This is a genomic window from Microbaculum marinisediminis, assembly GCF_025397915.1.
GTDB classification, from domain to species: domain Bacteria; phylum Pseudomonadota; class Alphaproteobacteria; order Rhizobiales; family Tepidamorphaceae; genus Microbaculum; species Microbaculum marinisediminis.
The window spans coordinates 349311-373466 of the sequence record NZ_JALIDZ010000006.1; the positions used below are offsets into that span (position 1 = coordinate 349311).

The following is a 24156-nucleotide window of genomic DNA, read 5'->3' on the forward strand; positions in this document are numbered from 1 at the left end:
GCGCGATTAAGTTGCTGCGTTGATGAGCGAAAAAGTGACCATGGAACCGTATTTGAGAATCGCTGAAGCAAACGAGGTGGCCGAGCCGGTGGCCCCGATACAGTCCTTTGAGGACTGGATGGCGTCGCCGGATCGTTTCATCAATCGCGAGCTGTCGTGGCTCGGGTTCAACCGCCGGGTGCTCGAAGAAGCCGACAATCCCGGCCATCCGTTGCTGGAACGCCTGCGTTTCCTGTCCATTTCGGCGAACAACCTCGACGAGTTCTTCATGGTCCGCGTCGCCGGCCTGAAGGGGCAGGAGCGGGAAGGCATCACGACCCCCAGCCAGGACGGGCTGACGCCGCGCCAGCAACTGGCGAAGATCGGCGAGGCCGTCCGCGATCTGACGGAGGACCAGCAGCGGACGCTGACGACGTTGCGCCGCGAACTGGTCGATGTCGGTGTCGTCGTGATCGAGGCCGATCAGGTGACCGCCGTCGATCGCGAGCAACTGGAACAGTACTTCCTCGACTACATTTTTCCGGTGCTGACGCCGCTGTCGATCGATCCGGCGCATCCGTTTCCGTTCATTCCTAATCTCGGATTCACGGTCGCGCTCGAACTGCAGCGGATCGAGGATGGCCGGGCGATGCGCGCGCTCGTGCGCATTCCCAACAAGATCGAGCGCTTCGTCCCGTTGACCGAAGGGCGCGATGAGGACGGAAATTCCACGAACCGGTTCATCCGGCTCGAAAGCCTCATCGAGCTGTTCACCGGACGCCTTTTCCCGGGCTACAAGGTGATCGGCGACGGCGCGTTCCGGGTGATCCGCGACAGCGATATCGAGCTCGAGGAAGAGGCGGAGGATCTCGTCCGCTTCTTCGAAAGCGCGCTGAAGCGTCGCCGGCGCGGTACGGTGATCCGGCTGGAGTTCGAAACGGGAATGCCGGAAGCGTTGCGCGCGTTCGTCGCCCGGGAGCTCGGTGTCGGCGAAGACGCGACGCAGGTCGTGGACGGCGTGCTGGCCTTGAGCGAATTTTCGCAACTCGTTTCCGTCGAGCGGCCGGAGCTGAAGTTTCCGCCCTATACGGCCCGTTTCCCCGAACGCATCCGCGATCACGGTGGCGACTGCTTCGCGGCGATCCGGAAGAAAGACCTGATCGTCCACCACCCCTACGAGTCCTTCGATGTGGTGCTGCAGTTCCTGCGTCAGGCCGCCGCCGATCCCGACGTGGTCGCCATCAAGCAGACGCTGTACCGCACGAGCAACGATTCACCGATCGTCCGCGCGTTGGCCGACGCGGCCGAATCCGGCAAGTCGGTAACGGCCGTGGTCGAGCTCAAGGCGCGCTTCGACGAGGAGGCGAACATCCGCTGGGCGCGGGATCTGGAGCGCGCGGGCGTGCAGGTGGTCTACGGCTTCGTCGAGTTGAAGACCCACGCCAAGCTGTCCCTGGTCGTACGTCGCGAGTCGGGGCAACTGGCGTCCTACGTGCATATCGGCACCGGCAACTACCACCCGGTGACCGCGCGCATCTACACGGACCTGTCCTTCTTTACCGTCGATCCGACGATCACCCGCGACGTCGTGCGGATCTTCAATTTCATCACCGGATACGCCGAGCCGCAGGGGCTCGAGATGATGGCCGTATCGCCGTACACGCTCAAGAAGACGATCCTGAAGCGGATCGACGAGGAAATCGCCCACGCAGCCGCGGGACGGCCGGCGGCGATCTGGGCGAAGATGAATTCGCTCGTCGATCCCGACGTGATCGACGCGCTCTATCGTGCCAGTCGGGGCGGCGTTCAGGTCGATCTCATCATCCGCGGCATCTGCTGTCTCAGGCCCGGAATTCCCGGCCTGTCGGACAATATTCGCGTGAAAAGCATTGTCGGCCGGTTCCTAGAGCATTCGCGCATCTGCGCGTTCGGCAACGGCCAGGCGCTGCCGTCCGCGCAGGCGCTCGTCTACATCAGCTCCGCCGACTGGATGCCGCGCAACCTCAACCGCCGCGTGGAGGCGCTGGCGCCGATCACCAATCCGACGGTCCACGCTCAGGTGCTGGACCAGATCATGGTTGCCTGTCTCGAGGACAATCAGCAAAGTTGGCAGCTCTTGCCGGATGGCGATTCGGTCCGCATCATCCCCGAAACCGATGAGGCGCCGTTCAACGTCCATCATTACTTCATGACCAATCCGAGCCTGTCGGGACGTGGTAAGTCTCTCCAGCAGCATCCCCCGAAGCCGATCGGCGGCGCGCCCCCTGACGCCTGAAGCCGCCATCGCGCTGAACGAGGCACCGAGCCGGCTTCAGTATCTGGAGCCGGTGGCGGTCGTCGACGTCGGCTCCAACTCCGTTCGTCTCGTCGTCTACGAGGGGCTGACGCGCTCGCCCACGCCGATTTTCAACGAGAAGGTCCTGTGCGGCCTGGGTCGCCAAGTCGCCTCGAAGGGCGTCCTCGACGACGCGGCCGTCGAACTGGCGCTGCAGTCGCTTTGCCGCTTCCATGCCTTGAGTCGGCAGATCGGTGCGGCGTCGGTCCATGTGATCGCCACGGCCGCCGTGCGCGAAGCAAAGAACGGCGAGGCGTTCGTCAGCCGGGTCGAGGAGATCTTCGGTGCGCCCGTCTCCGTTCTGACCGGTGCGCAGGAAGCCGAGTTCTCCGCCCATGGTGTGATCGCGGGCATTCATGATCCGGATGGCATCGCCGGCGACCTCGGCGGCGGCAGCCTGGAGGTCGTCGACGTGAAAGGGCAAACCGTCGGGAACGGCGAAACCCTGCCGCTTGGTGGCCTGCGCCTGCGCGATCTGGCCGGCCGCTCGATGAAGAAGGCGGAGAAGATCGTCGTCGATGCGATCGACGGATCGGAAATCGTAACGCGCTGCAAGGGACGCGCGTTCTACGCGATCGGTGGCACGTTCCGCGCCCTGGCGCGGCTGCACATGGCCCAGACCGGCTATCCGCTCCATGTCATGCACGGCTACGAACTCGACGCCGCCGAGGCGCTGGAGTTCGTCAAGCTTGTCCGCCGTGTGAAGCCCGCGTCTCTGGACTCCATCGATGCCGTATCGTCCGCCCGCCGCGAGCTGCTGCCCTACGGCGCGATGGTGCTGGAGCACATCCTCAGGCGCGGCGAGCCGAAGTGCATCATCTCCTCCGCGCTCGGTGTCCGCGAGGGCCTGCTCTATACCCTGCTCGATGACGAGACGCGTCAGACCGATCCGTTGCTCGCGGCCTGTGCGGAACTCGGATATCTGCGATCCCGCTCGCCGCGTTTCGCCCGCGAGCTTTGCTACTGGACCGACCAGTTCATGGTGTCGAGCGGCCTCGAGGAGACGGAGGAGGAGCGGCGTCTTCGCCACGCCGCGTGCCTGCTCGCCGATATCGGCTGGCGCTCGCACCCCGATTATCGGGGCGGACACAGCCTCAATATCATCGCCTATGCGTCCTTTGCCGGGATCGATCATCCCGGCCGGGCCTACATGGCGCTCGCGGTCTACTACCGGCACTCGGGACTGTCGGACGAGCATGTCAGCCCGCGGATCCGCGAACTCGCCACGGCGCGCATGATCGACCGCGCCCGCATCCTCGCCGCCGCACTGCGTGTCGCCTACCTGATCAGCGGCGCCATGCCGGGCGTCATCGACAAGGCGGAACTTGCCGTCGAGCACGGGACCGTGACCCTGCATCTGCCGGGAGACCTTGCCGCGCTGAACGGGCCGCGGGTCCTGACCCGGCTCAAGCAACTCGCCAAGCTGATCGGCCGGCGCGCCGAGATCGTCGCCGGCTGAGGTCCGTCAGCTCTCGGTATCGTCCGGGCTCTTGCCCTTTCCGCGCGGCTTGCGCCGGCGCGCGGATTTCGGCCGTGGCGGGGGCGCGTCGCGCGGCTCGAATGTCAGCCGATGCCCATCGACTGCGACGGAGAGCTCCCCGCGTTTCAGCGCCAGCGCGCTCTCGCCGAAGATCTCGCGACGCCAGCCCTTGAGCGCGGGCACGTCGGCCTCGTCGTCGGCGGCGATGGCCTCGATATCGTCGCTGGTGGCGACCAGGCGCGCAGCGACCTTGTTCTGCGCGGCAACGCCTTTGAGCAGGACCTTGAGCAGATCCGACACCGGGCCGGATACCCGCTGCGGTCCGTCATTGCGGGGCAGGGCGGGGAGGTCTTCCGCGGGAAGCTTGCGGATCTCCTGGACGGTCTTGAGGATCGTTCGTCCGCCGGCGGAACGCTCGTAGCCTTTCGGGACCGCCCGCAGTCGGGCGAGGGCGGCTTCGCTCTCCGGGGGATGCAGGGCGATCTCGTACAGTGCGTCGTCCTTCAGCACCCGCCCGCGCGGCACGTCGCGGGTCTGCGCTTCCTTCTCCCGCCATTCCGCGATTGCCATGAGGACAGCGAAGTCGCGCGGCTTGCGCACCTTTAGCTTCAGGCGTTTCCAGGCCTGCGCCGGATCGGTGCTGTAGGTTTCCGGCGAGGTCAGGATGTCCATTTCCTCGCGGATCCATTCGCGCCGGCCGACCCGGTCGACCTCTTCCTGCAGTTTCTCGTAGATCGGGACGAGGTGGATGACGTCAGCGGCCGCGTAGGTGAGCTGGGCTTCGCTCAGCGGACGCCGCGACCAGTCGGTGAACCGATGGCTCTTGTCGATCGACGCATTCGCGATTTCCCGGACCAGCGCCTCGTAGCCGACCGATTCGCCGTGTCCGCACACGGCGGCGGCAACCTGTGTGTCGAACAGCGGATGCGGTATCAGGCCGCCAAGGTGATGAACTATCTCGACGTCCTGGCGGGCGGCGTGGAAGACCTTCACCACCGACTCGTCGGCCATCAGGTCGAAGAACGGCTTCAGGTCGAGTTCGGACGACAGCGTGTCGATCAGGGCCACCTGGCCGTCGGGCGAGCCGAGCTGAATAAGGCAGAGCCGCGGCCAGAACGTGACGTCCCGCATGAATTCGGTGTCGACGGCGACGAAATCGTGTTTCGCCATTTCTTCGCAGGCTTTGGCGAGTTTTTTTGTTTTGGTGATCAGTTCCATGAGAATCCTATGAACGAGGCGTCCGAGTGTGACGTTTTTCGGTGCGTTCGGCGAGACGGAATATCGCCGGAGAGGTTCTGAGCAGGGCGACGAACCGGGTCCGTGCGGTCCGTGGGATGCGCTGGCCGGCGGCAATGCGCCACAGCGCGACCACGACGAAACTGCCGTGCACGATACTGGTGAATACGAACAGCGAGGCCGCGCCGTACTGTTCCATGACCCAGGAGGAGAAGAGGGGGCCGGCCATCGCTCCGATCGCGAAGAAGAAGGTCAGCCCCGCCGCCAGCAGCACGTATTGCCCGGGCGCGGCGAGGTCGTTGGCGTGCGCCGCCGACAGGGAATAGAGCGGCAGCGCGAAGGCGCCGAACAGGAAGATTCCGAGATAGAGCTGCCACGCCGCGCCGACCTGCGCGGTCGTCAGGTAAATGCCGGCGAGAACCGCGCCCGTCGTGGCGGCGAGTAGCGTCCAGCGCCGGTCCAGCTTGTCGGAGAATATGCCGAGCGGCATCTGCAGGGCCGCGCCACCGACGATTCCGGCGCCCATGAAGGTGGCGATCTGGGCGACGTCGAGCCCCATGTCCTGGGCGTAGAGGGGACCGATCAGCCGGAAGGACGAATTGGTCATCCCGATCGTCACGCAGCCGATGCTGGCGAGCGGCGAGATCCGCCATACCGTGCGCAGGTCGAAGCGGAACGCCTCGGGTGGCGCCGGCAGTGTCCGGTCCGCGACCGCCACGGGGACGAGGGAGAGGGCAAAGAACATCGCCACGATGGCGAACAGCTCGAAGCCGCCTGCCCCGAACGCCGGGATCAGGTACTGCGCCCCCGTGACGGCGCCCAGATCGATCAACCGGTAGATGCTCAGGACCCGGGCGCGGTCCGTCTTCTCGGCGCTGGCGTTCAGCCAGCTCTCCATGACGGTGAACAGACCGGAGAAGCAGAAGCCCATGGCGAATCGCAGCACGATCCATGCCCAGGCGTCGACGATGAGCACCAGCGCCAGCGTGCCCGCCGATGCGATCGCAGCGAGGGCGGCGAAGGTGCGGATATGCCCGACCGCCTCGACCAGACGCGGCGCATACACGCAGGCGACGATGAAACCGCCGAAATAGCTTGTTCCCATCAAACCGATCAGCCAGGGATCGAAACCGGCGATCGATCCGCGCAGGGCGATCATCGTGCCTTGCACGCCGTTTCCGGCGAGCAGTATTCCGGCGGTGAGAAGCAGAGGGGCGAGCGGGCGTAGCGGAGTCATCTGTTCGCGTTATAGCAGAGCCTGCCGATCCCGCACCCGGTATTGACATTCCCCTGACCCTATGCGCCTCTCCGCCTCGATTTCCACCCCGTTATCCGCGACCCGCGAGGACGAAATGCACGCCTATCGTACCCATACCTGTGGCGCACTGCGCGAAGCCGATGTCGACACGACCGCGCGCCTGTCGGGCTGGGTGCATCGCGTTCGCGATCACGGCGGTCTCCTGTTCATCGATCTGCGGGACCACCACGGCATAACCCAGTGCGTCGCGGACCCGGATTCGCCGGCTTTCGCCGATGCCGAGATGTTGCGCGCCGAGTGGGTCGTGCGCATCGACGGCAAAGTCCGGCACCGGCCGGAAGAGACCGTCAATCCGGGGCTGCCGACCGGCGCGATCGAGATGTTCATCTCCGAGATCGAGGTGCTTGGCGCGGCCGCGGAGCTGCCGCTGCCGGTCTTCGGCGAGCCGGACTACCCGGAAGAGACCCGCCTCAAATACCGCTTCCTCGACCTGCGTCGCGAGAAGCTGCACAACAACATCGTCAAGCGCGCGCAGATCATCTCGTCGCTGCGCCGGCGCATGACCGATCAGGGCTTCATCGAGTTCCAGACGCCGATCCTGACCGCGTCGAGCCCCGAGGGCGCCCGTGACTATCTGGTGCCCTCGCGCGTGCATCCGGGCAAGTTCTACGCCCTGCCGCAGGCGCCGCAACAGTTCAAGCAGCTCACCATGATCGCCGGCTTCGACCGCTATTTCCAGATCGCGCCCTGTTTTCGCGACGAGGACGCGCGCGCCGACCGCTCTCCCGGCGAGTTCTATCAGCTCGACATCGAGATGAGCTTCGTCACCCAGGACGATGTGTTCGCCGCCGTCGAGCCGGTGTTGCGCGGCGTCTTCGAGGAATTCGGCGGCGACAAGCACGTGACCGGCGAGTTCCCGCGCATCCCGTGGTGGGAAGCCATGCGCAAATACGGCACCGACAAGCCCGATCTGCGCAATCCGATCGTCATGCAGGACGTCTCGAAGCACTTCTACGGGTCCGGGTTCCGCATCTTCGCCGAGCAGCTCAAGGACTACGCCAGCCTCGATCACGTCGAGGAGTACGACCGCGAGCATTTCTACAAGAACCACTGCCGGGTCTGGGCCATTCCGGCGAAGGGCGGCGGCAGCCGCGCCTTCTGCGACCGGATGAACGCCTGGGCGCAGTCCGAGGGGCAGCCCGGTCTCGGCTACATCATGTTCCGCGACGGCGAGGGCGCCGGTCCGATCGCCAAGAACATCGGCCCGGAACGGTGCGAGGCGATCCGCCAGCAGCTCGACCTTGCCGATGGCGACGCCGTGTTCTTCGCGGCCGGAATTCCGCGCAATTTCGCCGATTTCGCCGGCCGCGCGCGCAAGAAGGTCGGCGAGGACCTGAAGCTGATCGACGAGGATCGCTTCGAGTTCTGCTGGATCGTCGATTTCCCGATGTTCGAGTGGAACGAGGAGGAGAAGAGGGTAGACTTCTCCCATAACCCGTTCTCGATGCCGCAGGGCGAGCTCGGCGCGCTGGAAGCGCTCGATCCCCTGCAGGTGCTCGCCTACCAGTACGACGTGGTCTGCAACGGCGTGGAACTGTCCTCCGGCGCGATCCGGAACCACAAGCCCGAGATCATGCGCAAGGCCTTCGAAATCGCCGGGTACGGCGAGGAAGTGCTGCAGGAGAAGTTCGGCGGCATGCTGCGCGCGCTTCAGTACGGCGCCCCGCCGCATGGCGGCATCGCACCCGGCGTCGACCGTATCGTCATGCTGCTCTGCGGCGAGGAGAACCTGCGGGAAGTCGTCATGTTCCCGATGAACCAGCAGGCGCAGGACCTGATGATGGGGGCGCCCTCGGAGGTCACCAACCAGCAGCTTCGCGAATTGCATATTCGTCTTGCTCCGCCGCCGAAGAGCTGACGACAGGGCGCAAGGCTAACAGCCGATCGTCCGTGGTTCGGTGCGCTGTAGCCAACGCCATCGCGGTTGAAACTGGGCAAGCGGAAGCGGGAGAACGAGACCTTGGCCGATCTGTCCGACGAATTGCGTAGGGGGGCGCTGGTCTACCACCGCCATCCCAAACCCGGAAAACTGGAGATCCGGGCCACCAAGCCGCTGGGCAATGCCCGCGACCTCGCGCTCGCCTATTCGCCGGGTGTGGCGGTCGCCTGCGAGGCGATCGCCGACGATCCCGCCGAGGCCGCCAATCTGACCGCCCGCAGCAACCTGGTCGCGGTCGTTTCCAACGGCACGGCGGTCCTGGGGCTTGGCGCGATCGGGCCGCTGGCGTCCAAGCCGGTGATGGAAGGCAAGGCGGTCCTGTTCAAGAAGTTCGCCGGCATCGACGTCTTCGACATCGAGATCGACGCCAATACCGTCGACCGCATGGTCGATGTCATCTCGGCGCTGGAGCCGACCTTCGGCGGCATCAACCTCGAGGACATCAAGGCGCCGGAGTGCTTCGAGGTCGAGGCGCGGCTGCGCGAGACCATGAACATTCCCGTCTTCCACGACGACCAGCACGGCACCGCGATCATCGTCAGTGCGGCCGTCCGCAATGCCCTGAAGCTGGCCGGCAAGTCTGCCGATCAGGTCAAGGTTGTCGCCTCCGGCGCCGGGGCCGCGGCGCTCGCCTGCCTCAATCTCATGGTCGAATCCGGCGTGCGCCGGGAGAACATCTGGGTCTGCGACATCGATGGCGTGGTCTACGAGGGCCGGTCGACCAGCATGGACCAGTGGAAGGCGAAGTTCGCCCAGGCGACCGACGCGCGCACGCTCGCCGACGTCATCGACGGCGCCGATATCTTCCTGGGCCTGTCGGTGGGGGGCGTTCTCAAGCCCGAGATGGTCAAGCGGATGGCGGACAAGCCGCTGATCATGGCGCTCGCCAACCCGGTGCCGGAGATCATGCCCGAGGCGGCGCTGGAGGCGCGGCCGGACGCCATGGTGTGCACCGGACGCTCCGACTATCCCAACCAGGTCAACAACGTCCTGTGTTTCCCCTTCATCTTCCGCGGGGCGCTGGATGTCGGGGCAACCGCCATCAACGAACGGATGAAGCTCGCCGCGGTCAAGGCGATCGCCGATCTCGCGCACGAGCCGTCTTCGGACATCGCCGCCAAGGCGATGGGCGGCGAGGCCCGGCTGTTCGGCGCCGACAACCTGATCCCCAATCCGTTCGATCCGCGCCTGATCCTGCGCATCGCCCCTGCGGTCGCGCGCGCCGCCATGGAGAGCGGTGTGGCCACCCGGCCGATCGAGGATTTCGAGGCCTACAACGAGCGCCTGAACCGCTTCGTGTTCCGCTCGGGCTTCGTGATGAAGCCGATCTTCGTGAAGGCCAAGGCCAATCCGAAACGGGTAATCTACGCGGAGGGCGAGGACGAGCGCATCCTGCGCGCGGCCCAGGTCGCGATCGAGGAGGGCATCGCCACCCCGATCCTGATCGGCCGGCCGCACGTGGTCGAGAGCCGGCTCGAGCGCTTCGGGCTGTCGATCCGTCCCGGCAAGGACTTCGAGATCATCAATCCGGAGGACGATCCGCGCTATCGCGACTATGTCGACGCGCTGGTGAACCTGACCGGTCGCAAGGGGGTGCCGCTCGATCACGCCCGCACGCTGGTGCGCACCAATGCCACGGTCATCGCCGCGCTTGCCGTCCATCGCGGCGAGGCCGACGCGATGATCTGCGGGCTCGAGGGCCGCTACGAGCGTCACACGCGCTGGATTCGCGACATCGTCGGGCTGGCGGAGGGGGTCGACGACGTCTCGGCTCTGAGCCTGGTGATCCTGCCCAAGGGCATCTACTTCATCGCCGACACCTATGTGAGCTACGACCCGACCGCGGAGGAGATTGCGGATACGGCGCGTCTGGCCGCGACTTATATCCGCCTTCTCGGCATCGAGCCGCACATGGCGCTGCTGTCCTACGCCAATTTCGGTGCCGCCGACACGCCGAACGCGCGCAAGATGCGGCGCGCGCTCGAGCTGCTGCAACAGGACAACGTCGACTTCGAGGTCGAAGGCGAGATGCAGGGCGACGTCGCGCTCGACCAGGCCCTGCGTGAGCGCATCTTCCCGGGCTCCCGCCTGAAGGGCGGGGCCAACGTCTTCATCATGCCGAACCTCGATGCCGCCAACATCGCCTATCAGCTGATCAAGGGGCTGGCCGACGCGTTGCCGGTCGGGCCGATCCTGATCGGAACTGCGAAACCGGCGCATATCCTCACCCCGTCGGTAACCGCGCGCGGCGTGGTGAACATGACGGCCATCGCCGTCGCCGAGGCCCAGCAGGTCTGAAGCCGGATCGCCAGCGTGTCCCCATGTCTGTAACGAACGATCGCCGCCTGCCGCTGTCCTGCTTCATCATCGCGGTCAACGAGGCGGATCGTATCGGGCCGGTGATCGAGAGCGTCGTCGGCTGGGTCGACGAGGTCGTGGTCGTCGATTCCGGCTCGACGGACGGTACCCAGGACCTCGCCGCGAATCTCGGCGCGCGCGTTATCCATCACGACTGGCCGGGCTTCGGACCGCAGAAGCGTTACGGTGAGGATCAGTGCCGCAATGACTGGGTGCTCAACCTCGACGCCGACGAGGTGATGTCGGAGGCGCTGATCCGGGAGATCAAGGCGCTGTTCGAGGACGGTCCTCCGCCGCATCCGTTCTACCGGTTCCGGTTGCGGCTGGTGTATCCCGGCGACACGCGGCCGCGGTTGTGGGCCGACTACCATAACTACGTCCGGCTCTACGACCGGCGTTTCGGCCGTTTCGCCGACAGTCTGGTGCACGACACCGTGCAGACCGGCGACGTGAAGCCGATCCAGTTGCGCGGAGACGCCTGGCACTATTCGTACCGGTCGTTCGGGTTCCTGGTCGAGAAGCTGAATTCCTACAGCGATCTGCAGGCCAAGAGCATCAAGAAGCAGAGCCGTCTGGCGCTGACGCTGCGGCTGCCTTTCGAGTTTCCGCTGGCATTCGTGAAGTATTACATTTTTCGCCGCCATATTACGGGCGGGCGAAAAGGGTTCGCCTTCGCGATGATCAATTCGTTCTTTCGGTTCTTGCGCATCGTTAAGCTTCTCGATGCGATGGATGCCGCCAGAAAATAGCCCGTCCGGCCCGTTTTCACGTCAGTTGGCCTTAAGTCGCCCTTAACTGGCGTCAACCATCATTGCGCCTCGCTCGGGGCGCATATCGTGGTGAATAAAAAAGCGATCAAGCTGGTTGTCGTTACGTGCTGCTTGGTCATCGCAGGCGTGCCTCCGCTTGCGTTCGTCCGCTACCTGGAAAATCATGCGGTCTACAGCGCCGAGGAGACCCTCGGCGACTACGCCGGCCGCATGGTCGACCACCTCGAGGTGACGATCGACGAAGGCGTGCTGGCGCTGACCGATCTGGCGGCCAACGGTGTGATGGCGTGCGATTCGGCCGCGATCGACGCGATGCGCCGGGCTATCTTTGACACCTACGTTCTGCGCGAGATCGCCGTCGTCGATAGCGACGGCAATACGGTCTGTGCCGACACGATCTTCAAGACCGAGCGGTGGACCCTGTCGCGGCAGGATACCGTGAACCGCGCGATCGACGTGTCGGTGGTTACCGATGAACAGACCTTCATGCGGTCGCTGGCGCTGCGCTACCGCCCGAGCGAGGATCGGGCGCTGGTCGCCCATTTCGCCCCCAATAGCCTCGGCCTCGACGTCCTGCCGGACCGCTGGCGCTCGGCCGGTCTGGCACGGCTGACGCTGCTCGACGGGACGGAGTTCCAGACGGTTCCGAACCGGATCGATACCGCGTTCGAGCAGACCGGCGACATGATCGGCGCGATGGCGGTGTCGAACCGGTATCCGCTGAGCGTCGACGTCCGCGTCGACCGTGAGACGGTGATGCGCGACTACGAGAGTCTCAAGGCATACGCGCTCGTGGCGATGAGCATCTTCGCCTCCATCGTTCTCGGGGTTGCGGTCTTCATCGCCCGGCAGCGCCCGTCCGCCAGCGACGACATTTCTCAGGGTCTCAGGGCCGGCGAATTCATCCCCTACTATCAGCCGGTCATCAACCTGAATACCGGACGGCTGGAGGGCTGCGAGGTGCTTGTGCGCCGCCGCCGCCGTGACGGCACGATCCAGTCGCCGGCGGCGTTCATCGCCCAGGCCGAGGCGGATGGGCAGATCGTTCCGCTGACCCGCCAGCTCATGCGTCTGACGATCGACGATCTCGGCGCGTGCTACGCCAGACGCCGCGGCATGTCGGTCGCGTTCAACCTGTGCGCCCACCACTTCACCAACGACCAGATCGTCCGCGACGTCGAGGCGATCTTCGCCGAATCGCCGATCAGCCCCTCGCAGCTGATCCTGGAAGTCACCGAGCGATTCCCGCTGGACGATACGGCGACGGCCGTCCGGGTGATCGCCGACCTTCAGGCGGTCGGCGCCAAGGTGGCGCTGGACGACGCCGGAACCGGCCACTCGGGTCTCGCCATGCTGCACCGGCTTGGCATGGATATCGTCAAGATCGACAAGCTGTTCATCGATCCGATCCAGGCGGACACGAAGAACGCTCCGATCGTCGACAGCCTCGTCGATCTTGCAAAGAAACTCGGCATGTCGGTGATCGCCGAAGGTGTCGAAACGCTCGATCAGGTAAACTACCTTCGCAGCCACGGGGTCGATTCGGCGCAGGGCTATCTGTTCGCCCCGCCGCTGCCCGCCGCGTCCTATATCGCGCTCGTCGAGGCGATGGGCTCGGTTTCGGAGGAGGCCGAGGAGCCGAAGACGGGGATGGTCGCCTGACGCTTCCCCGGAGATGGGAGGCAACCGGATGGAAGCGGGCTGGACGACGCCGATCGACATCTATTGCGAGCGGACCGATCCGGCATACTGGTCCGAACCGGTCAACGCGATCACCAACGCCGCGTTTCTTCTTGCCGCTCTGGCCGCCTATCTGCGCTGGAAACGCGCGCCCGGCCGCGACGGCCCTGCGCTGGCGCTCATCCTCATCCTCACCGCGATCGGCATCGGCTCCTTCCTGTTCCATACCTTCGCTGACCGCTGGTCGGTGCTCGCCGACGTGATCCCGATCACGATCTTCATCTACGTCTATTTTTTCTTCGCGATCCGCCGCTTCTTCGCCGCGGGCAGGGCGATCGCCCTCCTGGTCACGGCGTTTTTCCTGGCCGGCTCGCTCGTCGTCGACGCGATCGTGCCGTCGCACGTCCTGAACGGTTCGGTCAGCTACCTGCCGGCGCTGGTCGCGATCCTGATCGTCGGCGCGCTGGTGATCGGCCAAAGGCCCGATATCGGCTGGCCGGTCCTCGCTGCCGGGGCAATCTTCCTCGTCTCGCTCACGTTCCGCTCGGTCGACATGGCGGTCTGTGATGCCCTGCCGCTCGGGACGCACTTCCTCTGGCATATGCTGAACGCGCTGACGCTCTACATCCTGTTTCGGGTGCTGATGGATGCCAGGCATGCGTCCCCGGCAGCGTGACAGCGGTTCATTCCTTCAGTGTCTTGAAGGCCTCCAGCGCCCGCCTGCGCGCGGCTGCGTGATCGACGATCCGGGCAGGGGGGGGGCCGCCGGTCCGCTCCGGCAGCCATTGCCGCACGTAGGCGCCGTCGGGATCGAATTTTTCCGCCTGCAGGGCGGGATTGAAGACCCGGAAGAACGGTGCTGGGTCGGCGCCGCAGCCGGCCACCCACTGCCAGCTCGCCGGATTGTTGGCCATGTCGGCATCGACCAGCGTGTCCCAGAACCACGCTTCGCCGGCCCGCCAGTCGATCATCAGGTCCTTTATCAGGAAGGAGGCGGCGATCATCCGGACGCGGTTGTGCATCCAGCCGGTTGCCCATAGCTGCCGCATGCCGGCATCGACGATCGCGTAGCCGGTCCGTCCGCGCTGCCAGGCGCGCAGGCCCCGCGGATCGTCGCGCCACGGGAACCGGTCGAACCGGGCGTCGAGATTGCGCGTCGCCAGATCGGGATTGTGAAACAGCAGGTGCCAGGAGAACTCCCGCCAGCCGATCTCGGCGAGGAGCTTGTCGGCGCCTTGCCCGTCGTCGCGCGACCGCACCGCGTGCCAGATCTGGTTGGGGCTGATCTCGCCGAACCGCAGATGCGGCGACAGCATGGTGGTGGCGTCCTTGTCCGGCCGGTCGCGCAGGCGGGCATAATCGGACAGGCCGGTGTCTAGAAACCGGTCCAGACGCGCGCGGGCCCCGTCCTCGCCGGGGACCCACGTCGCGGCCAGCCCTCCTGACCAGTCCGGTGACCGTGGCAGCAGGGTCCAGTCGTCCAGCCGGTCGCCGGGAGGGGGCGATTGGGGAGCCGGCGATGCGGGTGCGGTCAGGGCGCCTGGAGCCGGCAGAAGCCGGCGCGGCGTCCCGGCGGCGAGCGCCGCCTTCCAGAACGGTGTGAAGACCCGGTAGTATGGCGCGCTCGCCGGCTTCAGCGTCCACGGTTCATACAGAAGATTCGCCGCGAAGCTCTCGACCGTCACACCACCGAGGGTCAGGGCCGACTTCACCCGCGTGTCGACGGCGATTTCCGGCCCGCCGTAGCGCCGGTTCCAGGTCACGAGGGAGGCGCCGGTCGAAGCGACGAGGTCGGTAAGCACGTTTTCCGCCGCGCCGCGCCGCAGAACGAGCGGGATGCCGATCGCCGTGAGGCTTTCCCACAGGCGCGTCAACGAATGATGCAGCCACCAGCGCGTCGCCCCGCCAAGCGCGCGGATGCCGGCGCTCTCCTCGTCGAGGACGTAGAGGGCGACAACCGGCAAGCCGCGTCGGACCGACGCATCGAGCGCAGGATTATCCGTGATCCGGAGGTCGTCGCGGAACCAGACGATCGCGCACGGTCGGGTCTTTGAAGTCGCTGGCATTGCAACGGGATCCTGTCTTCCGCTTTGCCGAGGCATACGCGTAACGCGATCGACCGGATTGCCGCTTGGGCCGGGATCCCCCGCGGGCGCGCAGGGGACGGCGGTCGGGCTGTCGACGCACAGGTATGAACAGCCTGGTGGCAAGGTTCAAGGACGCCAGGAATCGGGGGGGGGCATCGTTGCAGTCATCGGCGGGCGTTCTGGGGCGGCCCTCTCCAGTTATACATGTTGGTCGGCTAAGCCTTGACGGCGGTAAATCGAATTACTTAGCCTCGTTAATGATTGAATCGCCTTTTCGTTGTTTCGACGGCGTCCTTGCATTTTGCGGGCGCCGATGCCTCGGGCCGTATTTTCAGAAGGGAGTTTTGACGTCATGCGTATCCGTACGTCTTTGAATTTTATCCAGAAAACAGCTCTGTCCGTGCTGATAGCCGGCGGCGCTTTGGCGTCAGCGGGCGTCACGGCGGAGGCCGGGCCGACCTGGACGGACTTGTCGGGCCCCTCCGGATCAACGGCTTATGGCGAGACGGCCGGGTTTACGGCAACCGTCTACGGCAGCGTCCCGGGAGGGATGGTAACGCTCCAGGAGGGATCGAAGGAACTCGCCACCGGAGTGCTGCAATCGCCGCTCGGCGTGAAAGGCGTTATCTCCCCCGGCCAGCACCACACCTGCGCCGTCACCGCCGCGGGCGCCGCGATGTGCTGGGGCAGGAACGAACAGGGCCAGATCGGGGATGGCACGACATCCGATCGCGACGCACCGGTCCCGGTTGATACGCTGGGCTCCGGCGTCATAGCGGTCGCATCGTCGTATTTCCACTCGTGCGCCCTGACACAGGACGGTGCCGTCAAGTGCTGGGGCTACAACTTCAGCGGTCAGGTCGGTGACGGCTCCAACATGCAACGCCTCCGTCCGGTTCAGGTCGCCGGCCTGACGTCGGGTGTCGTGGCGATCACCGGAGGCGGCTACCACACCTGTGCGCTGACGAACGAGGGCGCCGTGAAATGTTGGGGAGCCAACGCCTTCGGTCAGCTTGGCAACGGCAATACGGACGACCACAACGCGCCGGTGCAGGTCTCGGGCCTGACCTCGGGCGTCACCGCGATCAAGAGCGGGACCAATCATACCTGCGCGCTGACCGACGAAGGCGCGGTCTCCTGCTGGGGCCGCAACACGTACGGTGAACTCGGCAACAACACAACGGGCAACAGCCCGATCCCGGTCCCGGTCAGCAACATGACATCGGGCGTCGTCTCGATCACTGGCGGCTTCTATCACAGCTGCGGCGTGACCGGCGGAGGCGCGGCCCGGTGCTGGGGGCAGAACGATTATGGACAGCTCGGTGACGATTCGGCGACGGACTCCCCCGTCCCCGTCCCGGTGACCGGCCTGACGACCGGTGTCGCGGCGGTCAGCTCGGGGAATTACTTCTCGTGTGCGCTTCTCACGACCGGAGGCGTGAAGTGCTGGGGCCGGTCCGGAGGCAGCAATGGCAGCCTGGGAAATGGGGACACCTCGTCAAGCCCGACACCCGTGCAGGTCACCGGGCTGACGTCCGGGGTCGTCTCGGTCGACTCGAACTACGACCATTCCTGTGCGGTCACGAACACGGGCGCTGCGAAGTGCTGGGGCGATAATTTCTTCGGTCAGACCGGCGACGGCAACAAGCCGACGGACGCCATCGCGCCCGTCGATGTCGTCGGTTTCGGAGACCACGCAACGCTGGTCCCAGCCAAGCTGCAGATCGGGACTAGTGAACTGAATGCGGGCACGCGCACGCTCGTGGCCCATTTCGGCGGCGACGCGAACAATCTGGCCAGCACGTCCGAAGGGCTCGCGCATACGGTCACCAAGGGCAAAAGCCTGGTCAAGACGATCAAGGTCAAGCCGAGGAAGCCCACCGTCGGCAAGACCGCGCGCATCACGATCCGGCTCAAGGCGAAGAAGCCGTCGACCGGCAAGCCGAAGGGCAAGCTTGTTCTCAAGGACGGTCGGAAAAAGCTCGGCACCTTCAAGGTCAGGCGGGGAAAGGCCTCGGTGAAGACCAGATTCGCCAAATCCGGAAAACACAAGCTCAAGGCCGTCTACAAGGGCGACAAGAACTGGAAGAAGAGCACGGGCAAGAAGACCGTAAAGGTGAAGTGAGGTTCGCCGAGGCCCTATGACGGGCCCGGACACCGGATCGTGAGGAGGGACCGACGCGCCCGCGGCGCCAAGTAGCCCCTCCGACGACGAGCGGGGAAGCCGATCACCGTGAGGCTTTCCCGCGGCGCGTCAGCGAAGGATGCAGCCGCCAGCGATTCGCCGCGCCAAGCGCGCGGATCGCACTGTTTTCGGCGAGACCTTAGAAAGTGACGACGGGCGGTCCGCGCCGGACCGACGCATCGAGCGCGGGATTGTCCGTGATCGGCAGGTCGTCGCGGAACCAGACGATAGCACTTCCGTTGGTGTCGGGTGAGGCTGGCATCGCGACAGGGCCTTATCTTCCGCTCTGCCGATGCATACGTGTCCCTACGCCGACCGGATCGCCGGTCGGGATTGGCAGGTTTCGCCATTTCGAAGGAGAAAGGTGGCTCCCCGGGCCGGACTGTTTGAGGAAATCGAACCGACATCGACGCCTGCATAAAGACCTTTTGTTGCAATGGTTTGGCGGAAGTGCGATCTAAACAATCGCCACGCGTTGGTGTACCTTTTCGGGTATCGTCAGTGTACTCCATCGTCAAGCCTCATCGACTGGAGGCGGTTCGAAGACGCCCTGACCGGACGTCCACGGTGATGTTCATGTGGGCAGACACCGACTAGCAGAGCCGACCCGCATGGGGGACGATCTCGGATGCGGGAAAGTTTCCGTAAAAACAATAGGTTAAGAGAAAATCTCGTGCTAAGGCGAGCGCTCCCTATAGCGAGAATGGAGCGATGACATGCTGTTCAAGACACGCCGTATCGGGCTGGAGATCACCCGCGCAAGCCTTTACGTCCGTATCGGTTCGTTGCGGGGGTTTGAGGCGTTCATCCGCCCCGGCTCGGGGCTGTCCACCTGGAACCTGTTTGTGAAGGATGAGCCGAACTACGAGCCGTGCTAGAACGCGCTCACGAGTCCATCAGCGGGCGTTTGGTGCTTCGGGCTACCCCTGTAGCCAAAGGCCTCGCCTTGCCCGCCCTGCCCCCCTTCGTGGGCGCTGGTGGGCTTACTCCTGATCGGGGAGCGTAGTCCGTTCTGGTGCCCTCACCAACGACCACGCAGCGGGGGTGTGGGGTGATCCTTCGCCCGACACATTCTTCAGCGTTCACTAGGGTTTTGAATTAGGGACCCCCTTAGAGGGAGAGCGATAGCTCTTCCCCTAATGGTTCCATTAAGGTGTACCTTAAGGTGTATCTAAATGTGACCTCTAAGAGCCCTTAATGTGCCATGCACAGTGGGGAGGGGGGTAGTGAAGGTGCAATCCACCTACAACACCCTCCCCATGCTCTTTGTATGGTGTTGTTAGCTGCCATGAGCGGTGTGGCCACCTACAGCACACACACACCACCTTCCCCTCGGTGGCGGGGCTGAGCCATGTCTTGGGCAGAAAAATCTAAGCCCCCACCCCTTCGATAGATCGAACGCTTCGATCCCCCTCTACCGCCGCGCCGATTAGTCAACGGGTCGCTCGGGGTTCCTGTATCGGTTGCTGTCCATCGGCTGCCTTGCCGAGGCACCCCGCCCATTGGTCGCTGACACGTCCCGCACCGTGCGACCACCGGCATCGCCGCACCTTGGCTCATGGCGGATAACCTACGGCGGACAATCCCTAGCCTCGCTGTGTCGCTAGGGTGCACGGTGACGACACAAGCGGATGACACACAAAGGGCGTGTCATATGGATTGACTTTCTATTGTGACACAGATACCCATCTAAGCTCTAGACCCTAAGGACACATTCAGGAGCCTTGCACCATGTCTACCCTAGTCGGGTACGCCCGCGTCTCTTCCACCGACCAAGACCTCGACAGCCAGCTAGACCATCTCCGCAATGCAGGGTGTGGGAAGGTCTTCTCGGAAAAGAGAAGCGGCAAGAGCGCTACCGACCGCGAGCAGCTTGAGCATGCTCTCGATTATGTCCGCGAGGGGGATGTGTTCGTCGTGACCCGTCTTGACCGGCTGGCACGGTCCCTTGTCGACCTGAGGAACATCGTCGACCGGCTACAGGCCAAGGGCGTGGGCTTCCGGGTGCTGTTACAGGAAGGACTCGACACCACGCGGCCCGAGGGACGGCTCATGCTCCACATGCTCGGCTCGTTCGCCGAGTTTGAACGCGACCTAATCAAGGAGCGACAGCGTGAGGGGATTGAGAAGGCCAAGGCCAAGGGCGTGTACAAGGGCAGGCCCCCGAGGATCGACGGCGCAGCCATCCGTCAGTTGAAGGCGCAGGGCGTAGGTGCCACCGAGATAGCCAAGCGGCTTGGGGTGTCCCGCAAGAGCGTCTACAGGGCCCTAGAGTGAGCACAGGGAGTAACTACAATACGTCCATCTTAGGTAGGCGTGGTGAAGCACCCTCGCTGGCCGTGCAGTGTGCAAGTTTCCTGCACTGCCTAGGGCGGTGCCCTAGACGCGCAGACAAGCCCCCGCACGGAGGCATCCCGGTACTTCACCTTCAGGCGGCATCCGCAGGGGGCTAGCGAAACCGCAGAGGGAGGGGATGAGCCTGCCTCAGTTAATGCCAGCATTTGCGGCCCTTGAAGCTTCCACCCTCAAGGAGCACTGTTCTCGCCCTAGCCAATTCAGCCCCCGCTAGGATGCCTCGCGGCGGGTGGAAGCCACCACGCCTTGAGTTGGGAGCCTGAAAACAGTGCTTCGAAACATGCGAAGCTCCTTCCTGGCTCCCGCTATTGGGACCTTCACCACATTTGGTTACTCAGCGGCAAGTTTACAACCACTGTCACACAACTTTCCCTTACTAATTGTAAGGGGCACCACGTGTCTATTGACAGGAGGTTGTCGCCGCTGGGGGCGCATCACCGTGGAAAGACACAACACATGACTGATCATACTAAAGACCAGAACCGTCCGAATTGGATTGAGCTACCCCGGAATGACTTAGAGAATCCGGCAGCTTAGCGCCTTCGCCAATATAGCACTGGACATCTCTAGCCACGCCTCCAGCGAACCGCCGTAAGACTCGCTCGATGCCCCCTTGGTGTGCCCTAGAAACCTGTCTCGCAATCCATCAGGCGCACCGGCCAAACCCAGCTTGTCCGCCATCCTGTGCCTAAGAGAATGGGTGGGACCGACCTTCGACACCTTCCCGATGACCGCGTCGACATGCTTGCCGATGGCGGCCGAGGCCGCATCCGGACCACCTAAGCGGCAATAGGCTTTGAACAACAAGGCTTCGCTTCCAGCAGCCTTTACCGCTTCCTTGGCGGCCGCGTGAGCGTCCCCTTTTAGGGGGACCACCCGATTTGAAGATTTCGTCTTCAAGCGCCTGTCCTTGTGCCCCTCCACCACGATATGAGGAATGCGGTGGCCGAGGTGGACATCCGCGACACGCAGGCCAGTGACCTCCGCAAGCCTGCAACCGGTGCCAGCCAGCAGCCGCCAAATAAGCCAGAGGCTTTTCCCGGCGTTGGTGTGGAGCTGTTGGGCGATCCTCTCCACTTCGGCATCAGTGAAGGGGCGGCGAAGGAGGCGGTCGGGAATGGCCGTGTCGCCGTCACTGACCTCCAGCTTCATGAACGGGTTCTTGCAGGCCAGATCGTTCTCCGCGATTGCGTGGTTGATGACCGCCCGTACTACGTTCAGGTAGCGGTCCACCGAGGCGGCAGTACGGCCCCCATCAAGCATGTGGTCCCGCACGTCCTTGGCGTCTTGGCGCTCCAGCCGGTCAAGCGGGCGGCTGAGGTCGACGACAGCGCCGACAAGACGAAAGATGCGCTCCAGTTCGAGCCGCTTCTTTCGGTCGCCCTTGACCCGCTCCTTGTCGTACAGGCGCTTGGCGTCTTCGAGGGACGGGCATGGGCGTGTCAGCCGAGAACCGAGGCGTAGCGCACGGAGAACGGCAACATCCTCCACAGAAACACCGGTGGGGTCGCCGGTCTCCGCATCTGCGGGGTACTTGCCGACGATACTATCGGCCAGCACGTCGCGGGCCAGCTCCTCGGGGCCGTCCTCACCAGCCCAATCAAGGTCCAGCCCCCAATCCCGAATCTGGCTCTCGGCGAGCCGGAAGCGGTCCAATTCAGTTTGGCCGGGGGCGGCCTGGGGCGGATGCGCGACAGCGACAGCCAACTGTTGCTCCGCCTTGGCATGCGCCTTTCGATATCGCCGAAGGGCTTCCGCCTCGGAACCGCCGAGCGGAATGACGATCTCGCCTTTGCCAAGAATCGGCCGGAGGGCCGGGGGCACCTTGCGCCGGTAGCGCCACGACTTGCCCCGCTGCTGTAGATAACGCACTTGAATCAGCACCTCCGTGTACCCCTCGGTGTACCTGATGGGGTACCTCTGAGGAAGCGGAGAGCCCTGCAGCCCTTGCGTTCTAGGGGGTGTATGAAGGAGGGTGGCTCCCCGGGCCGGACTCGAACCAGCGACCCAGCGGTTAACAGCCGCTAAAAAGCCTGTCTCACCGCGTCGCATACCGCTGAACCGTGTATCATAAAAATAAGCTATATCTTGAAAATTTCGGCGCATTGATTATCATGGTGTCGCATTGGGCCACATGAAAGCGCATGTCGTTTGTGGCCCATTTGTGGCCCGGAGGCGCCAATGAGACAGAACATCACAGACAAGACGCTGGCCAACCTAAAGCCTGCGCCGGCTGGTAAGCGGTACGAGATTATGGACGTGCGCCCGCCCGGGTTCGGTGTCCGCGTCGGTTCGCAGAAGGGCAGGGCCACATTCTTCCTGAAGACCCGATATCCCGGCTCGCCGATCAACCCTAAAACCGGCTACGCAAACCCGACCCGTCGGACGCTCGGCGACTATCCGGTGATGTCGCTTGCCGAGGCCCGTGGGAAGGCCGAGGACTGGTTGCGGCTGATCGCCGAAGGTGTTGACCCTGGCGAGCTTGAACGCCGCCAGAGGGCCACTGTGGAGGCCCAGCAGGCGAATACATTCGCCGCCATGGCCGAGGACTATATCAGGCACAGGGAAAGATCTCGTCGTAACCGCCGCGCGAAGGATGACGCCCGCGAGATTCGAAACTGGCTGATTCCAGAGCTTGGCAATAAGCCCGTCACCGAAGTCACCCGCGATGATGTGCGCCGTGTCGTGCGCAAGATCGCCGATCGCCCCGCCCCTTACCTTGCTCACTGCGTTTTCGGTCACGCCCGCACCATGTTCAATTGGGCGATCGATAGCGGAGGGTATGGCCTAGAGACATCGCCCTGCGACCGGTTGAAGCCCGCCGCGATCATTGGCGAGAAGGCCCCGCGCGACCGCGTGTTGAGTGATGATGAAATAGTTGCTCTCTCGCGAGCCGCCGAGCGCCTTGGCAACCCCTTCGGCCCAATGTTCGCGCTGTTGCTACTGACCGGGCAACGCAAGGGGGAAGTTTCGGGTGCGCGGTGGCGCGAATTTCATCCCGAACTTGTGCGGCTTCTACGGGAGCGCGCCAAGACTGGCGAGCCTGTCGAGTGGTCTCGCGTTGACGACGCGGTGAAGTTGTGGACGGTGCCGCCCGAGCGTTTCAAGTCGGATGCCCAGCATCTTGTTCCGCTGTCCGACGAAGCCTGTCGTGTCATTGAAGCGGTGCCGCACTTCACGCAAGGCGATTATCTGTTTTCAACCAACTTCGGGGAGAAACCGGTATCCGGGTTTTCCAAGGCGAAGGCACGTCTTGACCGGCGGATGACGCGCACCCTCAAGGCGATCGCCCGCAAGCGGGGGGCTATCGCTGATATCGATCTACCCCCCTTCGTTATCCACGATATCCGCCGCACGGTCCGTACCGGTATGGCAAGCCTCCGTATCCCTGACGTGGTTGCCGAAACCATTATTGGCCACGGTCGTAGGGGCGTGCAGCGCGTCTACGATCAACACCGCTACGTGGAAGAAATGCGGGAGGCCATGGACCTGTGGGCGGGGCGGCTTCGCGACCTGACGCGCCCGGCTCCGACGAACGTAATCAAGCTAACCGGAGGGGGGCATGGCTAGGGGAGGGTACAGGGAAGGCGCCGGAAGGCCCGCCAAGCTGGATGAACTGCAGATATTATGGGTTCTCGGGCGATATAAAGAACTATGGCGCGAAGAAACGAAGGCTCGGCTTGACGCAAAAAGGGAGGCCTTGAAAGCGACCATCACAGATGAACAGCGAAAGAAGGGGGTTCGCGTGTCGGTCGGTATTCCTCGCCCGTGGGGCGTGAGCCGGAGGATAAGAAAGCAGGTTCAGAAAGAGGCTGTTGAAAGGTACGGAATCGAACTTACGGACGAGTACATAAAGCAACTGGTGAAGGATCTGAGTTGAATATTGATTTCCACCCCAATGTTTTTGATATTCACCCTAAAGTTTTTTGATTTCTGCCCAATAGTTCTTTGGTCTCGCGTTTGTAAAGCAGTTTTCCGATAGAATATATTGACCTCGCGTCGCGTCGTTCTGCGACGCAATGCAAATCGCGAGGTAGAAAACATGATTCTGCTTTCCTGGGACGACCTGAGGGGCAAGGGAATTACGTATTCCCGTTCTCAGCTTTACCGGAAGATAAAGGACGGCACTTTCCCGAAGCCTGTACCGCTGGGGGAAAATCGGACAGCGTTCGTTGCTTCCGAAATCGATCGATGGATTGAGGGCCGCATTGCCGCGCGCGACGCCGCCGATACGGCGGCAGCGTGATCGATGCCATATCCAGATACGGCGAAGCCGGCCCCTGCAGGAACAGGGAACCGGCTTCAGAGAACTGATCATGCTTGGCGGCTGATCACTTCCGAAGATAGCGCACACAGTGCATTAGTTCAACCGTCATGGCGTCCGATCGGCTCGATAGTCGCCGTTGATGGTCAAGGACTTGTCATCGGCTGCTT

Annotated in this window: 17 protein-coding genes; 13 read left to right on the plus strand and 4 right to left on the minus strand. The window is 63.9% G+C overall.

Features of this window, described 5'->3' with window-relative positions; genetic code table 11:
• The first annotated feature begins 22 nt into the window (after positions 1-22).
• On the plus strand, positions 23-2254 hold the full coding sequence (locus MUB46_RS15365) for an RNA degradosome polyphosphate kinase (RefSeq protein ID WP_261616817.1): 2232 nt from the start codon (positions 23-25) through the stop codon (positions 2252-2254).
• Positions 2193-3773: a Ppx/GppA phosphatase family protein gene (locus tag MUB46_RS15370; RefSeq protein ID WP_261616818.1), complete on the plus strand. Its 1581-nt coding sequence runs from the start codon at positions 2193-2195 to the stop codon at positions 3771-3773. Before MUB46_RS15365 ends, MUB46_RS15370 begins: the two co-directional genes overlap by 62 nt.
• A gap of 6 nt (positions 3774-3779) precedes the next feature.
• Here the strand turns inward: MUB46_RS15370 and rnd are convergent, their stop codons facing one another.
• Entirely contained in the window at positions 3780-5012 is a 1233-nt protein-coding gene (rnd, locus tag MUB46_RS15375; RefSeq protein WP_261616819.1) for a ribonuclease D, read from the minus strand.
• A 7-nt stretch (positions 5013-5019) separates the two neighbouring features.
• The gene (locus MUB46_RS15380; RefSeq protein ID WP_261616820.1) at positions 5020-6267 is read right to left on the minus strand and encodes an MFS transporter; all 1248 of its coding nucleotides are present in this window, start codon (positions 6265-6267) and stop codon (positions 5020-5022) included.
• A 115-nt stretch (positions 6268-6382) separates the two neighbouring features.
• Here MUB46_RS15380 and aspS point away from each other — a divergent pair, with 115 nt between their 5' ends.
• From aspS to MUB46_RS15405, 5 genes are all read left to right on the plus strand, one after another.
• Positions 6383-8206, plus strand: a complete 1824-nt coding sequence (gene aspS / locus MUB46_RS15385) for an aspartate--tRNA ligase (protein ID WP_261616821.1) — start codon at positions 6383-6385, stop codon at positions 8204-8206.
• 102 nt (positions 8207-8308) lie between these two features.
• Complete coding sequence (locus MUB46_RS15390) at positions 8309-10585, plus strand: NADP-dependent malic enzyme (protein ID WP_315902744.1); 2277 nt, start codon at positions 8309-8311, stop codon at positions 10583-10585.
• A 23-nt stretch (positions 10586-10608) separates the two neighbouring features.
• Positions 10609-11394: a glycosyltransferase family 2 protein gene (locus MUB46_RS15395; protein ID WP_261616822.1), complete on the plus strand. Its 786-nt coding sequence runs from the start codon at positions 10609-10611 to the stop codon at positions 11392-11394.
• An 87-nt stretch (positions 11395-11481) separates the two neighbouring features.
• Positions 11482-13077: an EAL domain-containing protein gene (locus MUB46_RS15400; RefSeq protein ID WP_261616823.1), complete on the plus strand. Its 1596-nt coding sequence runs from the start codon at positions 11482-11484 to the stop codon at positions 13075-13077.
• 28 nt (positions 13078-13105) lie between these two features.
• Entirely contained in the window at positions 13106-13771 is a 666-nt protein-coding gene (locus MUB46_RS15405) for a ceramidase domain-containing protein (protein WP_261616824.1), read from the plus strand.
• A 7-nt stretch (positions 13772-13778) separates the two neighbouring features.
• On the opposite strand, the gene MUB46_RS15410 is transcribed toward MUB46_RS15405, so the two are convergent.
• Positions 13779-15161, minus strand: coding sequence for a cryptochrome/photolyase family protein (locus MUB46_RS15410; protein ID WP_261616825.1), 1383 nt, complete (start codon positions 15159-15161; stop codon positions 13779-13781).
• A gap of 571 nt (positions 15162-15732) precedes the next feature.
• Here MUB46_RS15410 and MUB46_RS15415 point away from each other — a divergent pair.
• The 3 genes from MUB46_RS15415 (at position 15733) to MUB46_RS15425 (ending at position 19644) form a co-directional block, all read left to right on the plus strand.
• Positions 15733-17307 carry an RCC1 domain-containing protein gene (locus MUB46_RS15415; protein WP_261616826.1) on the plus strand — a complete coding sequence of 525 codons (1575 nt, stop codon included), beginning with the start codon at positions 15733-15735 and terminating at the stop codon, positions 17305-17307.
• A gap of 776 nt (positions 17308-18083) precedes the next feature.
• The gene (locus tag MUB46_RS15420) at positions 18084-18245 is read left to right on the plus strand and encodes a hypothetical protein (protein WP_261616827.1); all 162 of its coding nucleotides are present in this window, start codon (positions 18084-18086) and stop codon (positions 18243-18245) included.
• An 853-nt stretch (positions 18246-19098) separates the two neighbouring features.
• Positions 19099-19644: a recombinase family protein gene (locus tag MUB46_RS15425; protein WP_261616828.1), complete on the plus strand. Its 546-nt coding sequence runs from the start codon at positions 19099-19101 to the stop codon at positions 19642-19644.
• Positions 19645-20238: 594 nt separating this feature from the next.
• Here MUB46_RS15425 and MUB46_RS15430 read toward each other — a convergent pair.
• Positions 20239-21606, minus strand: a complete 1368-nt coding sequence (locus tag MUB46_RS15430) for a tyrosine-type recombinase/integrase (RefSeq protein WP_261616829.1) — start codon at positions 21604-21606, stop codon at positions 20239-20241.
• A gap of 297 nt (positions 21607-21903) precedes the next feature.
• Between MUB46_RS15430 and MUB46_RS15435 the strand changes: the two genes are divergently transcribed.
• The 3 genes from MUB46_RS15435 to MUB46_RS15445 all read left to right on the plus strand — a co-directional run bounded on the left by MUB46_RS15435 (position 21904) and on the right by MUB46_RS15445 (position 23968).
• Entirely contained in the window at positions 21904-23292 is a 1389-nt protein-coding gene (locus tag MUB46_RS15435; RefSeq protein ID WP_261616830.1) for a tyrosine-type recombinase/integrase, read from the plus strand.
• On the plus strand, positions 23285-23602 hold the full coding sequence (locus MUB46_RS15440; protein ID WP_261616831.1) for a hypothetical protein: 318 nt from the start codon (positions 23285-23287) through the stop codon (positions 23600-23602). Before MUB46_RS15435 ends, MUB46_RS15440 begins: the two co-directional genes overlap by 8 nt.
• Positions 23603-23764: 162 nt before the next feature.
• Positions 23765-23968 carry a helix-turn-helix transcriptional regulator gene (locus MUB46_RS15445; protein WP_261616832.1) on the plus strand — a complete coding sequence of 68 codons (204 nt, stop codon included), beginning with the start codon at positions 23765-23767 and terminating at the stop codon, positions 23966-23968.
• Positions 23969-24156: the final 188 nt, after the last annotated feature.

What these genes read in the sequence shown, in the direction of transcription:
- MUB46_RS15365 (WP_261616817.1), top strand. Translation starts at nt 23, where the DNA reads ATGAGCGAAAAAGTGACCATGGAACCGTATTTGAGAATCGCTGAAGCA.
- rnd (WP_261616819.1), bottom strand. Translation starts at nt 5,012, where the DNA reads ATGGAACTGATCACCAAAACAAAAAAACTCGCCAAAGCCTGCGAAGAA.
- MUB46_RS15380 (WP_261616820.1), bottom strand. Translation starts at nt 6,267, where the DNA reads ATGACTCCGCTACGCCCGCTCGCCCCTCTGCTTCTCACCGCCGGAATA.
- aspS (WP_261616821.1), top strand. Translation starts at nt 6,383, where the DNA reads ATGCACGCCTATCGTACCCATACCTGTGGCGCACTGCGCGAAGCCGAT.
- MUB46_RS15395 (WP_261616822.1), top strand. Translation starts at nt 10,609, where the DNA reads ATGTCTGTAACGAACGATCGCCGCCTGCCGCTGTCCTGCTTCATCATC.
- MUB46_RS15405 (WP_261616824.1), top strand. Translation starts at nt 13,106, where the DNA reads ATGGAAGCGGGCTGGACGACGCCGATCGACATCTATTGCGAGCGGACC.
- MUB46_RS15410 (WP_261616825.1), bottom strand. Translation starts at nt 15,161, where the DNA reads ATGCCAGCGACTTCAAAGACCCGACCGTGCGCGATCGTCTGGTTCCGC.
- MUB46_RS15415 (WP_261616826.1), top strand. Translation starts at nt 15,733, where the DNA reads ATGGTAACGCTCCAGGAGGGATCGAAGGAACTCGCCACCGGAGTGCTG.
- MUB46_RS15420 (WP_261616827.1), top strand. Translation starts at nt 18,084, where the DNA reads ATGCTGTTCAAGACACGCCGTATCGGGCTGGAGATCACCCGCGCAAGC.
- MUB46_RS15425 (WP_261616828.1), top strand. Translation starts at nt 19,099, where the DNA reads ATGTCTACCCTAGTCGGGTACGCCCGCGTCTCTTCCACCGACCAAGAC.
- MUB46_RS15435 (WP_261616830.1), top strand. Translation starts at nt 21,904, where the DNA reads ATGAGACAGAACATCACAGACAAGACGCTGGCCAACCTAAAGCCTGCG.
- MUB46_RS15440 (WP_261616831.1), top strand. Translation starts at nt 23,285, where the DNA reads ATGGCTAGGGGAGGGTACAGGGAAGGCGCCGGAAGGCCCGCCAAGCTG.
- MUB46_RS15445 (WP_261616832.1), top strand. Translation starts at nt 23,765, where the DNA reads ATGATTCTGCTTTCCTGGGACGACCTGAGGGGCAAGGGAATTACGTAT.